The organism is Planosporangium flavigriseum (assembly GCF_011947225.1).
GTDB classification, from domain to species: Bacteria; Actinomycetota; Actinomycetes; order Mycobacteriales; family Micromonosporaceae; genus Planosporangium; species Planosporangium flavigriseum.
Genome location: NZ_JAATVW010000009.1, coordinates 140,747 through 160,468, shown reverse-complemented (window position 1 = coordinate 160,468; position 19,722 = coordinate 140,747). Strand labels below are relative to the sequence as shown.

The window sequence follows — 19,722 nt, the reverse complement described above, 5'->3', positions numbered from 1 at the left end:
CGAGCGATTGATCCCGAAGGGCGACCGCCGCTTCATGTGCCCCCAAACCGGGACGTCCTATCTGGATTCAGACGGGGTTCTCACCGAAGAGGTGTAGGGCAGCCAGCCTGTCGGACCAGATACGGCTACCCAGCCGTGTCGACAATCGGTCAGATCCGACGGTGTCGCTTCACCGGCGTCACGCCCAATATTGGGGGCGACCCCGCCCACCCACGAAAGGGCCCCCGTTCGTGTATGTCTCGTTGCGCGACCGGCCTGGTGGGGCGGGTAACCGGACGACTGCTCAACGGGTCGCAAAAACTGTCCTGCTGCTCGGCGTCGTCAGCCTGCTCACCGATGTCTCCTCGGAGATGGTCTCCTCCGTGCTGCCGCTGTACCTGACCGCGCAGGTGGGGCTCGGCTTCATCGCGTACGGGTTCATCGACGGCATGTACCAGGGAGTCAGCGCGCTCGTACGGATCGCCGGCGGGTACGCCGGCGACCGGGGCAACAACCCCAAGTGGGTCGCGGCCGCCGGCTACGGGTTGTCGGCGTTGAGCCGACTTGCGATGCTTCCCGCGCATGGCCTCACCGCGATCACCGCGGTCATCACCGCTGACCGGCTCGGCAAGGGGTTACGCACCGCCCCACGGGACGCCCTGATCGCCGGTGCCTCCGCGCCCGGAATGGTAGGGCGCTCCTTCGGAGTGCACCGCGCACTCGACACGGCCGGCGCCGCCATCGGACCACTCGTCGCCTTCGCGCTGCTCGCGGCCGTCCCGGGAAGCTACGGATCGGTCTTCACCGCATCTTTCGCGTTCGCGGTGGTCGGCGTGGCCGTGCTCATCCTGTTCGTACCCAACCAGCGGGTGACGACCGGGCCTCACCCACGCTTGTCCCACCTGGTCCGTGCGGTCGCCGGTCCCCGGCTGCGGCGCCCGCTCGTCGCCGCCGCGCTGCTCGGCGTGCTGACCGTCGGCGACGGATTCCTCTATCTGTCCCTGCAGAAGCGCGACCTGCTCGCCTCGGCGCTGTTTCCGCTGCTGTACGTAGGGACGAACGTCGCGTACCTGTGCCTGGCCGTACCGCTGGGCCGGCTCGCCGACCGCGTCGGCCGCGCCCGGGTGCTCATCGGTGGACACCTAGCGCTCATCGCCGTGTACCTGGCCGCGGCCACCCCATTCGCCGGTCCGGCGACGACCGTCGTCGTCCTGGTACTGCTCGGTACGTTCTACGCCGCGACGGATGGCGTGCTGGCGGCGATGGTGAGCCAGCTGGTCCCGGCCGAGGCCCGGGGCAGCGGGATCGCCGCCGCGCAGACCGTGGTAGCCGTCGCCAGGTTCGCCTCGTCGGTCGCCTTCGGCGGCCTCTGGGCTGTTGCCGGACCGCAGCAGGCGCTGCTGCTCATGGCCGTCCTCCTCGCCGTCGCGGTGCCGGTGGCCGCCTGGCTGCTACACGGCGCCGACGAGCCTGCATCCGGAGAAGTCGCGTGAGTTCGCGACTGCGCCTGGTGGCGCTCCTCGCCGTCATCGTCGTCGCGGTCGCCGGTGCAACCGTCTACATCCTGCGCGCACGTGGCCAGCAGGCAGCGGCGAAAGCTGCCCCCGGGCCGGCCCGGACGGATCTCGCCTCGGTGGTTGCCCAGCCGCACCTGGTCTTCCGCAACACCGCGCTGGGCCAGGGGTACGGCAAGGTCGCCGTCGTGCCGTTGGCCGCGCCGGACGGGCCGCGCGCGCTCACGCCCACGTCGTGCGAGCGGGTGTACGCGAGTACGCGGCAGGCGCTGTGCCTCGCGGCGAACCGGGGCCTGAAGACGACGTACACGGCACGGATACTCGGGCCGGAGTGGTCGCCGACGGCGGACCTGCCGCTGCCGGGGCTGCCCAGCCGGGCCAGGCTGTCGCGCGACGGTTCGCTCGCCGCGACCACCACGTTCGTCTACGGCGACTCGTACTCCACTCCCGGACAGTTCTCCACCCGTACGCTGATCACGCGGAGCACCGGCCAGCAGGTCGCCGAACTGGAGCAGTTCCGGTTCGCGGTGGACGGGCGCACGGTTGGCGCCGCCGACCGGAACTTCTGGGGCGTCACCTTCGCCGCCACCGGAGACGGTGACACGTTCTACGCCACCGGAGCATCGGGCGGCAAGACGTGGCTGGTCAAGGGCAGCGTGTCGAAGCGTACGCTCACCGCGCTGCGCGAGGACGTCGAATGCCCGTCGCTGTCACCCGACGGCACACGTATCGCGTTCAAGAAGCACGGCGACCTGCCGGCAGGACGCTGGCGGCTCGCCGTGTACGACCTTGCGACCGGCGAGGAGACCGTGCTCTCCGAGTCGCGCAGCGTCGACGACCAGGCCGAGTGGCTCGACGACAACACCGTCCTGTATGGACTTTCGCGTACCGGTGAATCAGGGGCGGCCACCTCTGATGTGTGGGCGGTCCCCGCCGACGGCACCGGCACCCCCCGCGTGTTCGTGCGTGACGCGTGGTCACCGGCCGTGGTGCGATCATGATCATGGAGCCAACGCCTGCAGCGAAAGGATTCGCGCCGTGAGCTTCAATCGAGTTCGATGGACCCGCCGGAGGGCGACCGCCCTGACCATCAGCGGGGCTGTTGTCGGCACCACGCTCGCCGTGTTCGGCATCGTCGCCTTCATCGCAGTCCACAAAACCGATCGGGCCGGGGTGATCCTGACCCGACCGCCGCTGGACGTTCCCGCCCAACCCACCGCCACCCCTTCGTCAACGGCATCCGCCGCGCTGCCGACCGCTTCCCCCGCCCAAAGCGCGTCCGCCAGCGCGAACCCTGGACGCTCGGGTACATCCTCTGCTGCCGGGGGCCCGGTGCGGTGGCCCAATGCGGGAAACACCGGCGTGCCCACGGGGAAGGCGTTGAAAAAGACCGGTGACGTCCGGGTCATCCGGAACGGCGCCCTCGTCGACGGTCTGGACGTACGCGGCATGATCATCGTGGAAGCGAACAACGTCACCATCAAGAACACCCGGCTGACCAATGCCGACACGTCGGTCTGGGGGATCGTCCAGCAAACCAGATTCAGCGGCCTGGTCGTCCAGGACAGCGAGATCCGTGGCAACGGCAGCCAACAGATGCAACAGGGCATTCTCAACCTCGGTGGCGGCCTGACCGTGCGACGCACGGACATCTCCCAGGTCGCCGACGGCGTCGCCACCAACCAAGGGCTGATCGAGGACTGTTACCTGCACGACCCGAAGGCCTTCGACGGCGACCACGTCGACATGATCCAGGCGACAAGTGGCCCGGACGACGGCAAATCACTGGTCATCAGACACAACACGGTCATCAACGACCTCGACCAGACCTCGGCGCTCGCGCTCTTTCAGGACTTCGGGGTGGCGCACGATGTACTCGTCGTAAACAACTACCTGGCCGGCGGCGGATACACCGTCTACGGCGGTGAGGGTGACAAGGGCACGTCCCGAAACATTCGGTTCGAGCACAACACCTTCGGCCGTGACGTCTACGCGAACGGTGGCAAGTGGGGCCCGGTTGCTCATTTCGATTCCAACGGCCCCGGTAACACCTGGATAGGCAACGTCTGGGCCGGGACCGGCGCGGCGGTCACGGCATGACGACTCAACCTCACTCAACAGGAACTGTGGCCCCGACCATGCGGAAACTGATGAGCCCGCCCTCCTCCGCTCTCGACGGAGCCCGCAGTGACCTGGTCGTCTACTTCTCAGGCAGTCGGTGGGACGGCCCGCCCGGGCACGACCGGCACATGGTCGAGGCGCTCAGCCGGTTTCGGCCGGTCCTCTTCGTCGAGCCGCCGGTATCCGCGCTGACCAGGCTGAAGCGTCCCGAACTCGGCGGCCTGCTGGATCAACCACGGCTACGGGTCCTCGGCCCACGGCTGGCCCACCTGGTCACACCGGTCGTGCCCGGGTACAGCCGGCCCGGGCTGCATCGTCTGGTGCCGCTCATCGTCCGCCGCGCCACCCGCCAGGCCGTCGATCGGCTGTACGGGTCCGCTTCGCGAGAGCCGGTCGCCGCGGTCATCTCCAGTCGATTCGAAGACTCGGGGTCCGCGCTCCCCGCACGGCGCCGGCTCTTCTACGCCACCGATGACCTGGTGGCCGGGGCCGAGATGCTCGGTCTACCGCGGAATCGGCTTCTCCGGGAAGAGGCCCGTTCGCTGCACCGGGCGGACACGGTCGCGGTCGTGTCCACCGCCATTCAGGAACGGTATGCACGGAACGGCGTCGTCGCGGAACTGATTCCCAACGGTTGCCGCCCGGACGTGTACGCCGACGTCGACGAAGCACCGGTCCCGGCCGGCGTAGCGCTCACGGGACCGGTCGTCGGACTGCTCGGACACATCAACGACCGCATCGACCTGTCGTTGCTGGAGGCGGTCGCCGACACCGGCTCGTCAATGTTGATCGTGGGACCGGTAGCGCCGGGCTACCACGCCGAGCGCTTCGCGGCGTTCACCGAACGCCCGAACGTGTGTTGGGTCGGACCGAAACCCTACGTGGAGATGCCCTCGTTCCTGCGGCTCATCGACGTCGGCCTCACCCCGTACGCGGACAACGCGTTCAACCGGGCCAGCTTCCCGCTCAAGACGCTCGAGTACCTGGCCGCCGGTCGAGGGGTCGTCGCCACCCCGCTACCGGCCATCACGTGGCTGGGTACCGACCTTGTCAGTACGGCCTCCACCCCGGCGGAGTTCGCGGCGCGGGTACAGGCTGCGCTCGCCGTACCGCGTACCGAGGAGCTGGCCGCCCGTCGCCGGGCCTTCGCCCGCGAACACGGCTGGGACCGGCGCGCCGAGCGACTCGCCGAGCTACTGGAAGTCGGTGCCGCATGAAGGTCCTCGTATTCGCACACCGGCTCGAGGTCGGGGGCACCCAGGTGAACGCGATCGAGCTCGCGGCCGCGCTCCGGGACGCGCACGGGCACGAGCCGGTGTTGTTCGCCACGCCTGGCCCGATGGTCGAACTGGCCACGGACAAGGGACTTCGGTTCATTCCGGCGCCGGACGCCGGCCGGCATCCGTCACCCGCCCGGATGCGGGCACTGCGTGCGGCCGTCCGCCGCGAGAGCCCCGATCTCGTGCACGCGTGGGACTGGCCGCAGTGCCTCGACGCGTACTACGGGGTACACCTGACCCGTGCCGTCCCGTTGCTCGTCACGGTGATGTCGATGGTGGTGCCGCGGCTGATCCCGCGTGCGGTCCCGACCACCTTCGGGACCCCCGAACTGCTCGACCGGGCCCGCTCGGCCGGTCGGCATCGCCTCGGGTTGCTCCTTCCCCCGGTCGACGTGCACCAGAACGCTCCGGGCGCCGTGGACGGCAAGGAGTTCCGGGCTGCGTACGGCTTCGATGCCGACGACATCCTGCTGGTGACCGTCTCCCGCCTCGTGGAGTTCCTGAAGCTGGAAGGGCTGCGCCGTACCGTGCGTGCCATGGCGGTACTCGGCCGAGAGATACCGCCGTTGCGGTTCGCCATCGTGGGAGACGGCCCCGCACGGCGGGACCTCGAACGCCTTGCCTCGGAGACCAACGACGCACTCGGCCGACCGGCGGTGGTGCTGACCGGTGCGCTGGTGGACCCCCGTCCGGTATACGCGGCCGCCGATGTCGTCGTCGGCATGGGCGGGTCCTCCCTGCGCGCCCTGGCCTTCGCAAAACCGACCGTCGTGGTGGGTGAGCAGGGCTTCGCGTCGGCGTTCACCCCGGAGACGGCCGATCACTTCCGGTACTTCGGCATGTACGGCCTCGGGGACGGAGATGAGGACAACGCACCCCTCATCGCCGAACTGCGACGGATCGTGAGCCAGCCGGAGCGGTTCGCCCCGCTGGGCGAATTCTCGCGCGATTTCATTCTGCGCCATTACTCGCTCGAGTCCGTCACCGAGCAGTTGGACATGCTTTGCCGCGAGGCGGTCGCTGGTCGGTCGCCATTGCGGGTACGGGTCGCGGATGGCGTGCGTACCGCTACGGTCCAGGTCGCGGGCGGTGTGCTGCCGCAGGGGCTGCGCCGTCAGCTCACCCGCCTGATGACCGCGGGTCCGCCGGAGACTCCGACACGAGCCTGAGTATCGGCCGCGCGACCACGGCGAACACCGCCGCACCCGCCAGTCCGCCCACCACCAGCGTAGCCAGGTCGTCGGCGATGAGCCACTGCACGCCGACAGCGACCAGTGCGGCGGCCGCACCGGCTGCTACCGGCCGCCCGGCCGACCGCAGTACGTCCAGCGGCGAGATTCGCAGCGTGGCGAGCGCGGCCAGATGGGCTGGTACCGCGACACACAGCGCCACGGCGACGTGCGCGATGCCCGCGCCGCGGATTCCGGCGTGCGTCACGCCGATGACCAGGGCCGGCAGCAGGGCGATGATCCAGCCGCCCTGGATGACCAGGGTGAGTCGTGCCTTGCCGGCTGCGGTCAGCAGGTCGGCGGCGAACTGCATGGCCACCCGCAGCGCCCCGAGTACCGCCAGGAAGGACAACGCGGCCGCGGCGGCCGACCAGCGCGGCCCGTAGACGACGCGGGTGGCCGGGAGCGCATAGACGGCGAGCATCACGGCGACCAGCACCGTCGGCGCCATGATGAGCGTGAGCGAACGCCGGAACGCCGCTCGCAGCGCGGTCAGGTCGTGTTGCAGGCGGGCGAACGCGGGCACGGAAATGCGGGCGACAGCAACCGAGAGGATGCTCACCGGCCAGCTCGACAGGTTGAAGGCCAGCAGGTAGAGACCCAGTTCCGCGGGGTCCAGCAGCCGACCGACGACAACGTAGTCGACGTTCATGAGGCCGACCGCGAGCAGAAGAGTCCCCGCTATCGGCAGCCCGCCGGCCAAGACGTGCCGGGCCGCCGCACGAGACCACCCCGGCCGGTACCGCGCTGGCGCGAACCACCAGAGCAGAACGCTGTTGACGCCGTTGCCGGCGAAGCGCCCCCACGCCAAGCTCCAGGCGCCGAAGCCCATGACCGCCAGGACGACCGACAGGCCCAGCGTCACCACCATGCCCGTCAGATCGGCGGTGGCCCGCCTTCCCTGCATGAAGGACCTGGTCAGGATCGCCGACGGGACGGCGAACAGGCCGTTGACGACGACGGACACGGCCATCAGACGTACGATGCCGGCGGCGTCAGGCGCGTTCAACGCCGCCGCGATCGCGGGCGCACCGACGAAAACCCCGCCGGCGAGCAGGCAACTCGCGCTGAAGATGATCGTGGTCGCGGTCGGGGCAATCTCGTCGATCGCACCCGGCCAGCGCACCAGGGTCGCCTCCAGGCCAAGATCATTGATGTTCGCGAGGACGAGCAACACGACCAAGGCAACGGTGAACTGGCCGTAGTCGGCGGGCGACAACAGCCGCGCGAGCACGATGCCGCTGAGCACCGTGCCGACACGCGTAGCGATGCTGCTGATGAAGCTCCAGCCGAGTCCCCGACGGACGGACTGGGCCAACGGTTCTTCCACAGCTCCCGCTGGCGACGATGTGTCGTCCCCGACGGAGGACATCCCCGAGGTGATCACTGGCGAGGCGCGACCCGCCGCTTGCGGGAACGAAGCTGCGCCCGGAGCTTTCGCGCACCCTGCCACGCGCGGTGGTTGGCGGTGAGCCGGATCCGCTGCGGCAGCGGGGCGAACGAGTAGTCCGGGTAGCCACGGTTGAACGGCTGAAGATGCCAGTTGTCGTCAGGATCGGCCGCGGCGAGCTTGCGGAACGCCGCCGCCCGGTGGTCGGCGACCTCGATCAGCTCCCAGTCGGGCGAGCCCTGCATGAATCCGTACACGACCGCCACCGCCGGCATCGGTATGTCGTCGAGGACCAGCACCCCGCCCACCGACAGTCTCTGCTCGACATAGTGGAAGTCGATGACCGGGTGCGGGAACGAGTGCTTACCGTCGATGAACGCCACGTCCACCGGCCGATCGAGCGCCAGCGCCGGCAGCGCGACATCGCTCGTGTCAGCGATGAAGGACAGCCGGCTCGTGTCCAGACCGATCGACTCGCAGTAGGCCCGGATGCGCTTGTGCTCATCGGGGCTCGGACTGATCGTCGTGTGCTCAGCCCCCGCCGCGGTGAAGATCACCGTAGACGCACCGGCACCCGTCTCCAACGTACGATCGCCCGGCCTGACGCTGGCAGTCAGTAGCCGCAGCGTGTCTGGCAGCGCGTTCCACACCCGCGTCCCACCGGCGTGAAACACCGGTTCGTCCGCCATCAGCCGGTCGACGATCGAGGTCGTCGCGCCGTCGGTCATCTGTCCTCCTCGCTGTCGAATCAGGTGCGTCAGTCAGGATCGCCGAACGACGACCACTCGTGTTCGCCAACTGTGGTCGATGGCGTAGGTGGGAAGCTACTTTCCGGTCCAGCGTGGTGTCCGTCGTAGAGGCGGCACGCAATCGGGAAATCCGCGCCGCGCAAGCAGCTCCAGTTGGCAAGATACCGAGCCCCGTCGCGGGGCATCTTCAGTCGTTCAGCCCTTGTTTCAATCATCTGGGTCCTAAGTGAACAGCTGATAGGGCAATGTGACTCCGGGCAGGCTCTTCCACTACGGCTCGAACCACCTGGGGGTGGAGGTTCGAACCTCTCGGGACGAATGCGTGAACCGCCAGACCGCACCGCAAAGCCCGACCATCATCCCGAGCGTGAGCGAATACGTCGTGTACGTGAGCGAGTCGAACGTGTACGCGATGAAGAGCGCCACCACCTGAGTCGAGACCAGCACCAGGCACAGGTGCCGGTCCGCGGTGTCACTCACCCGGCGGAACGAGATGACCGCCAGGGCGATCGCGGTCAGGTGCACCGCGGCGAGAGCGGCCACCCCGACGTTCCCCGACTCGAGCGCCGTCCGCAACCACTGGTTGTCCAGGAACTGGTACATCGGCCACTCCCACGTGCCGGTGCCCCTACCCCACCACGGCCGCTGGCTGTAGTAGTAACCCACCATGGCGTATCGCTCCGTGCGCACCACGATGCTCGAGTCATTACTCGCGCCGGCGAAAATGTCATAGAAGGTCCGTACCGTGGACGGCTTGATCGCTGACATCCCCGCGACCGCGAGCAGTCCGAGCGCGAAGACGTTGTACCGGGCGCGCCACGTCCACAGAGGCATCAGGATCAGCAGCGCGATGAGGACGGAGATGATGCCGGTACGGGAGATGGTGACAAGGACGCCCGCCACGATGAGGAACGCGGCTATTCCGAAGCACCGTCGGCTGCGTTGGGCACTGGCGAACTTGGCGAAGTGGAGCGCGACCGGCAGCGCGAGCGACAGGGTCGCGGCGAGCTCAAGATAGTGCGTCGTCGTTCCCGCTACCCGAACGCCGCTTCCGCGCTGCTGATATCCGGGCACGCCGAGGTTCGTCAGCCCCGGCACCGTCATGTATTCCGCGATGTTGAACGGCAGTGTCTGCTGGAGCAGGCCGATGACCGACATGTAGACCGAGCACCAGACGAAAAATTGCAGGACGAAACGCATCCGGTCCCAGTTGGAGATGCCGTCCGCGGCGACCAGGATCGCACCGATGAATGCCGCGCCACCGGCCATGAGCGCCCGGTCGGCCGCGTTCGCCTCCAGCGGAGTCAATCCCCGCTGGAACCCGATCGCATAGGAGATCAGCAACGACAGGAAGTACAGGAGGACCGCCCAGCGCACCGGTTGCGGGCCGGGCATGGCCAGCTTGGGATTGCAGCGCGTCGCGACCCACCAACAGAACATCAGCATGCACATGACCGTCCCGGGGCGGCCCACATCGGCCGACGTGCCGGGCAGGATCAGCCGCGAAGGGATCAGCGTGAGCAGACAGATGGCCAATCCGAAGGCCAACGCGGCGTCCATTCGAACCGGCCTGCGCCGAGTCGCATAGGTCTGGTCCGCGAACAGCGCCGGTTCGAGATCCGTCGTATGGATCGCCGTCGTACTCAATTTCGCCTACCGCGCTGGTTGGTCCCCCCCTCACCTGCTCGGGGCATCCGCGGCAGGACGATTGTGGCGTCCGGGGGAAGCCTCGGGGCCGCCGCAGGTTTCGCGTCCCGGTCAGCTTTCCTCGCGCCGTCCAGGGCGTACTGCCCCAAGGGCCTCGTCCGCTCCGAATCTTCCGAGTACGGGGGGTCCGCGCTGACCCGCTGACGCACCACGGGGGCACCGTTGGTTGCGCCCGACGGTGCGGCCACGAAGTCCGGACCGTCCGAGGCGGAAGCGGTGGTCGTTGCGTCGCGGCGGTGCCGGCGGCGTAGCAGGGCATCGATCAGGATCGTCAAACCACCGGTCATCAGGAGGCCGATGGCGAAGACCGCGATCACCGCACGCTTGACCTTGCCGCCCGGTCGCTTGATGTTCTCACCCTTGTCGAGTCGGAAGACGGTGATCATCTCTGCGGGCTTGACGCCGTACTGCGCCTGCAGCGACCTGACCGACTCATCGTAATGACTGGTGACCAAAGCCGTGGCGGACTCCACCTCCTGCTGTGTAGGCGCGACGACCGCGATCGTGGCGACCGGGTTGCGTTCTCCGATGGTGATTTCGAAGCTCGCGCTGTCGTCCTTCTTTTTCAGCGCATCGAGGAACGTCTGGTCCTGGGTGGCCACCATGGCGGCATTGTTCAAGGAAGTCATGCCGAGAGCGAGCCAGGGATTCTGTATCCGCGTCGCCTGGTCGGGATCCGATGACGCTGCTGGTGGTATCAACTGGACATACGCTGTGATCGCATAATCGGGTTCGACCGCGATAGCGGTGTATCCCGTGCCCGCGAACGTCGCAAGCAGGAGCGGCACTGAGATGTACCAGCGGCGGACCATCAGCTTGGTGAGGTCCCAGAAATCCATGCGGTTCCCCTCTGCCGGTTGCATGCTTCGGAAGCACCGGCATATTGCGCGATTCCGGACGCGCTCGACCGACAACCTCCCCCAGGTTTCACCGGCGACGGTAGCTCCGAGCGGTGAACCCAGCCATCGGTCAATTGGCTCATTTCGATTTGATTACTACCATCCGGTTTCGTCGGACTTGACGCACACCTCCCAATTAGGACGCGTTGGGGGTGAACACCGCGTCGACCCAGAAGTTGTGGTTGGTGGTCGCCGCCGGAAATCCGGACCCGTACTTGTAGAGCCCGCCGCCGGGCGGGATGTGCAAGGGCGCGTTGTTCGCGCCGGCGGACAGCCCGTTCAGGTCCACCGCGTAGCGCCCGGCGACACTGGAGTACGACACCACGTACGTCGCGCCGGGCGTGACGGTGACCGGCGACGAGAACAACATCGTCTGCCATCCGGATTGCGTCTCCCCGACGAACGTCCCGGTCGCGAGCAACGTACCCGTCGACGACCACAGCGAGCCGGTGTGCGTACCGCCGTTGGCCGCGCCCTTGTAGAAGCGCACACCGTTGACCACGCCGGCCACGTCAGTGGTGAACTTCGCCCCGACCTCGATGGCGGCCGGGTCGTTCCAGTTCGCGTTGACAGGCGTCGCCGTGCTCGGAAACACCGTCACCGAACCCTCCGGCACCTCCGGCTGCGGCGCGGCTGGTGCGGTGATGAACAGCGGATCCACCCAGTAGTTGGAGCTTCCGAACGAACTGGTGGGGAAGGTGTCCGACCCGTACTGGTACACGCCGTTGGCGCCGGAGGCTGCGACGAGCGGGCCGTTGGTCCAGGTGCTGGCGAAGAAGCCGCCGCTCGCGGCGTAGTGCCCGCGCGGCGCGTAATACGACGCGACGTACTGGGTCCCGCCGGTCACCGAGACCGCCTGCGCGAAGTACACCGTCTGCCAGCCGGTGCTCGATTCGTCGCTGAACGTCGCGGTCGCCAGCCGGGTGCCGGTCGACGACCAGAGGCTTCCGGTGTGGATGCCACCGTTACCGGCGCCCTTGTAGTACCGGATGCCGATCACCGAGCCGTCTGCGCTGGGAGTGAACTTCACGCCGAGCGACACGGCGTCCGAGTCGTTGACAGCCGCGACCGCCGGCACCGCGTCCACCTCGAACAGCCGGTTGATGGTCGTGTTGCCCGGGTCGGTGGTGAACGTCCACGTCTTCGGCGCCTTCATCGGGTTGCCGTACGTGTCTGTGGCCTGAACGGTGGCGGTGAAGGCCCGCCCGGCCGCCAGCGCCGAGGACGGAGTGAAGGTGGCCGTCCGGGTGCTGCTGTCGTAGGACACCGAGCCGCCGACCGACGCGTTCCCGGCATCGGACAGGGTGAACTGGATCGTCGACCCGTCGACCGGCTTGTTGAACGTCACCGTCGGGCGGGTCGATACCAGTACGTACAACGCACCCGGCGTCGGAGTCACCGTGCTGACCTGCGGCGGACTCGACGTGGCCGAGTCGAACAGCACGTCGACGTAGTAGTTGGCAGCCTGGAACGTACGCGACGGGAACTGGCCCGGGTTGCCGAAGACGCCGTTGCCACCAGCCTCGTGGTTGCGCGGCGCGCTCAGCGGGGCGGCCACATGGCCGGCGTAGCTGAAGAACCACGGGTCGGCCGCGTAGTGGCCGTTGGGCGCGGTGTAGGACGCGAGATACGCGGTGCCGGCGATGACCGGTACCGGCGGCGAGAAGATCAAGGTCTGCCAGCCGGTGGCCGTCTCGCCGGTGAACGTGCCGGTGGCGAGCAGGTCGCCGTCCACCGACCACAGGCTGCCGTTGTGCGTGCCCGTGTTGCCGGCGTCCTTGTAGAACCGCACACCCTTGATGAACCCGTCGGTCTGGGGGACCACCTTCACGCCCAGTTCGACGGCGCTCGCGTCGTTGGCGGCGGGGTTGGCCGGGACCCGGTCGCCGAACAGCGAGGTCGATCCGGTCAGGGCGACCTGCCGGCTAGCCGTCGCGCCGACGTTGGCGCTGTCGTCGGTCGCGCGGGCGTTGACCGTCGAGGAGCCGTCGCCCGTGGCGTAGTAGCTGTACGACCACGATTCGGTGCCGGTAGCGGGGTGCCAGGTGGCGCCCCCGTCGGTGGAGACCTCGATGCCGGCGACGCGGCCGCCGCTGTCGGTCGCGGTACCCTGCACGGTCACCTTCGTCCCGTTGGCGAACGAGGCGCCGGCCGCGGGCGAGGTGATGGTCACGGTCGGCCCGGCAGTGTCGGTGGACTTCGTGGCGGCCACCGTCCCGCTCATCCGGGTGGCCGGCTGAACACCCATGTCGGCGAGCAGGTTGATGGTGGCCTGTTGCATGGCGGGGTCGGCCGGCGCGATCGGGTCGTACCCGCTGTCGTGGTTGTCGTCCAACCCCCACGCCCACTGGATGGTGCCCGCACCGAAGACGAGCGCCCCACTCGGCGCCCGGTAGAGGGTGAGGTGGTGGGTAGTGGTGCCCGGCGTCACCTCGCTGCCGAAGTCACGCAGGTACTCAGGGGTATCACCGGTGGTGGTGGACAGGCGGATCAGGCCGGCGGGCCGGAACCCGTTGTCCACGTCCTCGTCGGACTCGTAGCCGATCGTGTGCGGTGCGAGCGTGGCCGTCTGGCCGGCCGCCAGGTTGGCGACGCCGGTGTTACGCCAGAACCGGTACTTACCCTCGGCTGCCGGCACCTGCAGGGCCAGGTCGTCGCTGTTGCTCATGAACATGACGCCGGTCAGCGCGTTCTCCGGCCGGCCACCGTTGGACGGCGGACTGAAGCGCGGGTCCCGGTAGGTGCCGGTCCACTCCGGCGACGGGTCCGACTTGGCGTTCGCCCAGGTCTCCTTGTAGCAGACCAGGGTCCGGTGGTCGGTGTTGTGGCCGTCCTGGCTGTTCTCCCAGCGGGTCTTCCAGTACACCTCGTTGCCGCTGAAGAAAGCCAGGCTGGTGCCGGCGTCCCGGGCGGCCTCGACCGCGGCGCGCTGGGGCCCGGACCAGTACTCGTCATGGCCGACGGAGAGGAACACGTTGTGGTTTCGGATCTGGTCACCGCGCCGGTCGGCGTCCACGTCGGTGATGTAGCTGACGTCGTACCCGTTGCGCTCGAGGAAGCGGATCATCGGGTACTCGTTGCTGAACAGGTAGTCGCGGCCGTCGAACAGGTCGCGGGTGGCGAACGGCCGGTTGTAGCTGAGCTTGGTTGCCCTGCCGTTGGGGCCCGAGTAGAAGTTGGCGCCGCCGTAGGTGTTGTACGCCTGCCAGGTGGCGTCCGAGGTCTTGAAGACGACCTGGGAGGTGCTGGCGTCGTCACGGACCACGAACGGGATGTGGCTGGCGTTGCCGTTGTCCGTACGGGTCAGCACGGCGAGATACACGCCGGACACCGCGGTCGCCGGCACCGCCCAGGTGGCGGACACCGCCCAGGTGCCGCAGTCGAAGATCTGCGTCGCGTTGTCGGTCACGCACTCCGTGGTCTGGTTCTGCGCCGGGAACGTGCCGGGCAACCGCGTGATCTTTCGGGCGCCGTTCCCGCCGTACCAGCCGAGGCGGTAGATGTCGATGGTGTACGCCTGCTGCGCCTGGATCTTGAAGCTGATCGAGCCGCCGACGTTGACGCTCATGTCAGCGGCGAATCCCTGCAGCGTCTCGTCCCCCGCGCCGCTGATGTCCCACTCGCTGGCCGGCGTCCCGGGCTGACTGTTCTCACAGACGACGAGGTTCGGCGAGCAGGTGGCCGCCGAGGCGGGCGCAGCGCCGGCGACGAGCCCGGCGGCCGCCATCGCGACGGCGGCGGTCAGGGCGGCGACGGCGCGACCGGCCCGGCGCCGGATGCACCACCCGCGATTTGCCGCGCGCACCACATTCATCGCCGCCATCCTCCCTACTGAGAGCCATCCAACTCTCTCGCGAGAGCAGCCAGGGTCCGGATCGACCCAGCGCGAAACCTACCAGTGCCGCGGACGTTACCAACCCGCCTCCGAATTGGATTCAGACCACTGAGCGGACGGTACGCCCTAGCCGTTTAGGCAAAATCCATATGGGACACAGGTCAGCTGAGAACAAATACGCGATGTCCGCGCTTTCCACAATTGGGAACTCAGCTTCCCGACACCGTAGCGTCATTGTTTCGTAGCGTCACAAATGGCAAATCCGGTCATATCGCGATTGATCATGGCCTGTCACGTCTACTTGCGACAGTACGGAGGCATTGACGGCGCCCTTGCTCCGCCATTCGTTCATCGACGCCTCACCCGACCGCTGCGGAGTGTGCCGGATTGTTGACCGCAGCACCGGTGCATCACCGGTAAATTTCCCAACGGACGCGCACCTGAGGTAGCGATGAATGTCCAGAATCCACGGTAGGTGCCGTCGCCGCGTAGCGAACGCAGCAGGCAGACACCCCTTCGGCGTAAGGATTTCAACCGATGACGGCGCCCCGACGCGCACGACTTACGGCAACTGATCCGGTCTCTGGTGAACTCGTCTCGCGCCTTCTCGACGTAGCAGTACGTGGCCTGCCGACGATGTACCGTCCGGAAACCGACGAATTCGCCTTCACCCGCGCGGCGGCCAGCACGGACCGCGACGGCACGATCACCGAGCTGCGCGGGGTCAGCATTCGTTACGCAGCCATCGTCGCCCTCGGTGCACAGTGGTTGGACAACGCAACACAGCGACAGGTCCTTTCAGGACGGAACGCCGCTGATTTCACCGCAATGCTGATCGGGCGGCTACCTGGCGTCACCAACCTCGGCGACGCCGCCCTGATCTGCTGGGCGGCCGCGCAGGGCCGCCACCCGCTGCTGCCCCAGGCCCTGGCCCGGCTGCGCGCGCTCGACGAGAACCCCGGTCCCCGGTACGTCGTCGAGGCGGCCTGGGTGGTGGCGGCGCTGGCAGCGGGCCGGTCCCAGGCGGACGTCGAGGACATCCTCAAGCGTTTCCGGGACACCTTGCTGACCAGCCGCCACCGTGGCAGCCCCCTGTTCCCGCACGCGACGGGCACCGGCCTGTTGCCGTGGTACCGCACACACGTCGCCTGCTTCGCCGATCAGGTCTATCCGATCCAGGCGCTGGCCCGGCTGCACCACTCCGGTGACGACGCGGCGGCGCTGGCCGCCGCCGAGGAGTGCGCGGGGCGCATCTGCGAACTGCAGGGTGAGGGCGGCCAGTGGTGGTGGCACCACGACGCGCGTACCGGGGCCCTCGTGGAGGGCTACCCGGTGTACAGCGTGCACCAGCACGCGATGGCGCCGATGGCACTGCTCGACCTGGCCGAGGCCGGTGGGTCCGATCGCCTGCCCGAGATCGTCCGAGGTCTGGAGTGGATGACCGGACCGGTGGAGCTGGGTGACGACGGCCCGTCGATGATCCTCGACGATGCCGGGCTGACGTGGCGAAAGGTCTACCGGGGCGATCCGCGCAAGCTGGTCCGGGCCGCACACGGGCTGACCACCAGAGCGGTGCCCGGCGCCCGGGTCCGCCCGCTCGAACGGATCTTCCGGCCGGCCGCCGTCGACCGCGAGTGCCGCCCGTATGAGTTCGGCTGGCTGCTGTTCACCTGGCTCGGCGGACTCGGCCTTCCGTCCGACACGCCCGGGTCGGCCGGGTGAGCGGCGCGATGGACGCGATGGACGCGATGGACGCGATGGACGCCAAGCCCGAGTTCGCCCTGCCCCGCCCGCGGCGCCCGCTCGACGACCAGCCGCAGCTCAACCTGCCCCGCCCGCGGCGCCCCCTCGACGACGAGCTGCCCGATCGGCGCCGCACGCTGTTCGGCATCGGGATAGACGCGCTGACTCTCGACGAGACCGTGCAGCGCTGCGTCGCGGCGGTGGACTCCGGTGACCAGCTGGAGATCGGCGTCGTCAACGCCGCCAAGGTCGTGAAGATGCGCCGCGACCCCCAACTGCACGCAGCCGTCACCGGCTGCGATCTCGTGGTGGCCGACGGCCAGTCGGTGGTGTGGGCCAGCCGAGTCCTGCGTACCCGGCTTCCCGAACGGGTCACCGGCATCGACCTGTTCATCCGGCTGCTGGGGGAAGCCGAGCAGCGCCGGCTGTCGGTTTACTTCCTGGGCGCCAGGCCGGCCGTACTCGCCACCATGATCGAGCGGGTCCGCGAGCGGTTCCCCGCCCTGATCGTCGCCGGCAGCCACGACGGGTACTTCGCCGACGCCGATGCGCCGGCCATCGCCGATGCGATCGCCGGTAGCGGCGCCCACCTGCTCTTCCTCGGCATGACCTCGCCGAAGAAGGAGAACTTCGTGGCCGAGTACGGCGAGCGCACCGGCGCCGCCGTGGTGCACGGCGTCGGCGGCTCGTTCGACGTCTTGGCCGGCGTGGTGAAGCGGGCGCCCCGGGCGTGGCAGCGACTGGGCATGGAGTGGCTCTACCGGGCACTGCAGGAGCCGCGGCGGCTCGGCGGTCGCTATCTCACCACCAACGCCGCATTCGTCGCGCTCGTCGCGCGGGAGCTGGTGCGACCGAAGGAAACGATCATCTCGAAGCAGGGGGAACGCTGATGCGCGTCGTCGTCGTCGGCCAGGGGTACGTCGGACTGCCGCTCGCGGTGCGCGCCGCCGAGGTCGGCCATCAGGTGATCGGGTACGACGTCGACACCCGCCGGGTGGAGCGCCTCGCCGCTGGCGAGTCCTATGTAGAGGACATACCGGCTGCGCGGCTCCGGGTGGCGCTCGACTCCGGGCACTACCGGCCATCCGCGGTCGCCAAGCACTGCGCCGGCTTCGACATCGCGATCGTCACCGTGCCCACCCCGCTGCGCGACGGCGTACCGGACGTGTCGTACATCGAGGAGGCCGCGCGCACGCTAGCCCGCTACCTCACTCCCGGCTCGACCGTGGTCCTCGAGTCGACCACCTACCCGGGCACCACGGAGGAGCTGTTCGGCCCGATCCTCGAGGAGGGCTCGGGGCTGACCGTCGGCAGCGACTTCCACCTCGGTTTCAGCCCCGAACGGATCGACCCTGGCAACCAGACCTGGACCTTCGAGACGACGCCGAAGATCGTCTCGGGCGTCGACGAGGTGTCCCTGAAGGTCGTCAAGGAGTTCTACGACGGGATCGTGGAGACCACCGTGCCGGTCACCTCGCCGAAGGAGGCGGAGCTGGCGAAGCTGATCGAGAACACGTTCCGGCACGTCAACATCGCCCTTGTCAACGAGGTCGCGATGCTCGCACACGACCTCGACATCGACGTCTGGCAGGCGATCGACGCGGCCGGCAGCAAGCCCTTCGGCTTCATGCGGTTCACCCCCGGCCCGGGAGTCGGCGGCCACTGCCTGCCGATCGACCCCTCGTACCTGTCGTGGCGGGTGCAGCGGGCGCTGGGACAGAGCTTCCGCTTCGTGGAGCTGGCCAACGACATCAACAACCACATGCCCGACTACGTGGTCCGGCGGTTGACCGACGCGCTCAACCAGAAGCGCCGCGCGGTCAATGGATCGAAGATCCTCCTCCTCGGGCTGGCGTACAAGAAGAACACCGGCGACGCCCGGGAGTCTCCGGCGGTTCGCGTCGCGCAGCTCCTCGTCCAGCTCGGCGCCGAGGTGAGCGCGGTCGATCCGCACGTGGTCGAGGAGATCCACGGGTTGGACGAGCGGGTACGCCGGGTCGCCCTCAGCGCGGACGAGGTCGCCGCGGCGGACGCCGTCGTGCTGCTGTCCGACCACGACGAGTTCGACTACGAGCTGGTGCGCACGAACGCCACGTACGTCCTGGACACCCGCCGCCGGCTGGGGGGAGCCAATGTCGACATCATCTGACCTGCCCACGGTCATCTGCGTGGCCGGTGCCCGGCCCAACTACATGAAGATCAAGCCGGTCCTCGACGGCCTGGAGGAGCGCGGCGCGCGGACCGTGCTGGTACACACCGGCCAGCACTACGACGAGTCGATGAACGACGTCTTCTTCCGCGACCTGGGCCTGCGCCAGCCGGATCACCGCCTGGGCGCCGGCTCGGGCAGTCACGCCGTCCAGACCGCGCGGGTGATGACCGCCTTCGAGCCGCTGGTCGAGACGGTGGCGCCGCACGCCGTGGTGGTCGTCGGCGACGTCAACTCGACGCTCGCCTGCGCCCTCGTCGGCGCGAAGGCCGGGTGTGTGGTCGCGCACGTCGAGGCGGGACTGCGCAGCCGCGACTGGTCGATGCCGGAGGAGATCAACCGGGTCGTGACGGACCGTGTCAGCGACCTGCTCTTCGCGCCGTCGTCGGACGCGGTCACCAACCTCACGGCGGAGGGGTACCGCGACGACCAGATCCACCTCGTCGGCAACGTCATGATCGACACCTTGTACGCCAACCTGGACCGCGCCCTGAGCTCGGACGCACTGGACCGGTACGGCGTCACCGCCGGCGGGTTCGGTCTCGTCACCCTGCACCGGCCGGCCAACGTCGACTCCCCTGACACGCTCGCGGCCCTGCTCGACGCGCTGCGCCAGGTGGCCACCCGGATACCGCTCATCCTGCCGGTGCATCCGCGCACGGCCTCCCGGCTGGAGAGCGCCGGCGTGCCGGCCGGGCTCCGGCTCGTACCGCCGGCCGGATATCTCGACTTCCTCGCGCTGCAGGCGTCGGCGCGGCTGGTCCTCACCGACTCCGGGGGCGTACAGGAGGAGACCACCGCCCTCGGTACGCCGTGCCTGACGCTGCGGGACAACACCGAGCGGCCCGTCACCGTCGACGAGGGCACCAACCAGGTGGTGGGCCGGGACCCGGCCCGGATCGTCGCCGCGGCCACCACGGTGCTGCGTGACCCACCCGCCAAGCGTCGCCCCGCTCTGTGGGACGGCAAGGCGGGTGCGCGCATCGCGGACGTGCTGCTCGACCGGCTGCGGACGCAGGGAGCGGCCCGGCCAACCGATCTGGCTCCGGCGAATCGGTTGCACTAGC

Annotated in this window: 14 protein-coding genes; 9 read left to right on the top strand and 5 right to left on the bottom strand. The window is 68.6% G+C overall.

Annotated elements, in window-relative coordinates:
• Positions 1-230: 230 nt before the first annotated feature.
• Genes HC028_RS15005 through HC028_RS14985 form a run of 5 tightly spaced genes read left to right on the top strand, consistent with a single transcriptional unit; the run spans position 231 to position 6,063 of the window.
• Positions 231-1,472, top strand: a complete 1,242-nt coding sequence (locus HC028_RS15005) for an MFS transporter (protein ID WP_203981292.1) — start codon at positions 231-233, stop codon at positions 1,470-1,472.
• Entirely contained in the window at positions 1,469-2,494 is a 1,026-nt protein-coding gene (locus HC028_RS15000; protein WP_203981291.1) for a TolB family protein, read from the top strand. Before HC028_RS15005 ends, HC028_RS15000 begins: the two co-directional genes overlap by 4 nt.
• Positions 2,495-2,531: 37 nt before the next feature.
• Positions 2,532-3,593 (top strand): right-handed parallel beta-helix repeat-containing protein, encoded by a 1,062-nt coding sequence (locus HC028_RS14995; protein ID WP_168077729.1) that lies wholly within the window; start codon positions 2,532-2,534, stop codon positions 3,591-3,593.
• A gap of 50 nt (positions 3,594-3,643) precedes the next feature.
• On the top strand, positions 3,644-4,831 hold the full coding sequence (locus HC028_RS14990; RefSeq protein WP_168077727.1) for a glycosyltransferase family protein: 1,188 nt from the start codon (positions 3,644-3,646) through the stop codon (positions 4,829-4,831).
• Positions 4,828-6,063 carry a glycosyltransferase family 4 protein gene (locus HC028_RS14985; RefSeq protein ID WP_168077725.1) on the top strand — a complete coding sequence of 412 codons (1,236 nt, stop codon included), beginning with the start codon at positions 4,828-4,830 and terminating at the stop codon, positions 6,061-6,063. The genes HC028_RS14990 and HC028_RS14985 overlap by 4 nt, the downstream gene beginning before the upstream one ends.
• On the opposite strand, the gene HC028_RS14980 is transcribed toward HC028_RS14985, so the two are convergent.
• The 5 genes from HC028_RS14980 to HC028_RS14960 form a co-directional block, all read right to left on the bottom strand.
• Positions 6,014-7,441 carry an oligosaccharide flippase family protein gene (locus HC028_RS14980; protein WP_168077723.1) on the bottom strand — a complete coding sequence of 476 codons (1,428 nt, stop codon included), beginning with the start codon at positions 7,439-7,441 and terminating at the stop codon, positions 6,014-6,016. The genes HC028_RS14985 and HC028_RS14980 overlap by 50 nt on opposite strands.
• A 65-nt stretch (positions 7,442-7,506) precedes the next feature.
• Positions 7,507-8,241: a class I SAM-dependent methyltransferase gene (locus tag HC028_RS14975; RefSeq protein WP_168077720.1), complete on the bottom strand. Its 735-nt coding sequence runs from the start codon at positions 8,239-8,241 to the stop codon at positions 7,507-7,509.
• A gap of 291 nt (positions 8,242-8,532) precedes the next feature.
• Positions 8,533-9,822, bottom strand: coding sequence for an O-antigen ligase family protein (locus tag HC028_RS14970; RefSeq protein ID WP_168077717.1), 1,290 nt, complete (start codon positions 9,820-9,822; stop codon positions 8,533-8,535).
• Positions 9,823-9,905: 83 nt separating this feature from the next.
• Positions 9,906-10,808 carry a hypothetical protein gene (locus HC028_RS14965; protein WP_168077714.1) on the bottom strand — a complete coding sequence of 301 codons (903 nt, stop codon included), beginning with the start codon at positions 10,806-10,808 and terminating at the stop codon, positions 9,906-9,908.
• A gap of 196 nt (positions 10,809-11,004) precedes the next feature.
• Positions 11,005-14,682 carry a DUF4082 domain-containing protein gene (locus HC028_RS14960; RefSeq protein ID WP_168077713.1) on the bottom strand — a complete coding sequence of 1,226 codons (3,678 nt, stop codon included), beginning with the start codon at positions 14,680-14,682 and terminating at the stop codon, positions 11,005-11,007.
• A 657-nt stretch (positions 14,683-15,339) separates the two neighbouring features.
• Between HC028_RS14960 and HC028_RS14955 the strand changes: the two genes are divergently transcribed.
• Genes HC028_RS14955 through wecB form a run of 4 tightly spaced genes read left to right on the top strand, consistent with a single transcriptional unit; the run spans position 15,340 to position 19,721 of the window.
• Positions 15,340-16,425, top strand: coding sequence for a hypothetical protein (locus tag HC028_RS14955; protein WP_203981290.1), 1,086 nt, complete (start codon positions 15,340-15,342; stop codon positions 16,423-16,425).
• The gene (locus HC028_RS14950) at positions 16,422-17,336 is read left to right on the top strand and encodes a WecB/TagA/CpsF family glycosyltransferase (protein ID WP_203981289.1); all 915 of its coding nucleotides are present in this window, start codon (positions 16,422-16,424) and stop codon (positions 17,334-17,336) included. Before HC028_RS14955 ends, HC028_RS14950 begins: the two co-directional genes overlap by 4 nt.
• Positions 17,336-18,595: a nucleotide sugar dehydrogenase gene (locus tag HC028_RS14945; protein WP_168077695.1), complete on the top strand. Its 1,260-nt coding sequence runs from the start codon at positions 17,336-17,338 to the stop codon at positions 18,593-18,595. The genes HC028_RS14950 and HC028_RS14945 overlap by 1 nt, the downstream gene beginning before the upstream one ends.
• A complete protein-coding gene (gene wecB / locus HC028_RS14940; RefSeq protein WP_168077687.1) occupies positions 18,579-19,721 on the top strand; it encodes a non-hydrolyzing UDP-N-acetylglucosamine 2-epimerase in 1,143 nt (380 codons plus the stop codon). Before HC028_RS14945 ends, wecB begins: the two co-directional genes overlap by 17 nt.
• Position 19,722: the final 1 nt, after the last annotated feature.

Coding starts and splice junctions, on each gene's coding strand:
- HC028_RS14990 (WP_168077727.1), top strand. CDS start 3,644: ATGAGCCCGCCCTCCTCCGCTCTCGACGGAGCCCGCAGTGACCTGGTC.
- HC028_RS14985 (WP_168077725.1), top strand. CDS start 4,828: ATGAAGGTCCTCGTATTCGCACACCGGCTCGAGGTCGGGGGCACCCAG.
- HC028_RS14975 (WP_168077720.1), bottom strand. CDS start 8,241: ATGACCGACGGCGCGACGACCTCGATCGTCGACCGGCTGATGGCGGAC.
- HC028_RS14970 (WP_168077717.1), bottom strand. CDS start 9,822: ATGGACGCCGCGTTGGCCTTCGGATTGGCCATCTGTCTGCTCACGCTG.
- HC028_RS14965 (WP_168077714.1), bottom strand. CDS start 10,808: ATGGATTTCTGGGACCTCACCAAGCTGATGGTCCGCCGCTGGTACATC.
- HC028_RS14960 (WP_168077713.1), bottom strand. CDS start 14,682: ATGAATGTGGTGCGCGCGGCAAATCGCGGGTGGTGCATCCGGCGCCGG.
- HC028_RS14955 (WP_203981290.1), top strand. CDS start 15,340: ATGTACCGTCCGGAAACCGACGAATTCGCCTTCACCCGCGCGGCGGCC.
- HC028_RS14945 (WP_168077695.1), top strand. CDS start 17,336: ATGCGCGTCGTCGTCGTCGGCCAGGGGTACGTCGGACTGCCGCTCGCG.
- wecB (WP_168077687.1), top strand. CDS start 18,579: ATGTCGACATCATCTGACCTGCCCACGGTCATCTGCGTGGCCGGTGCC.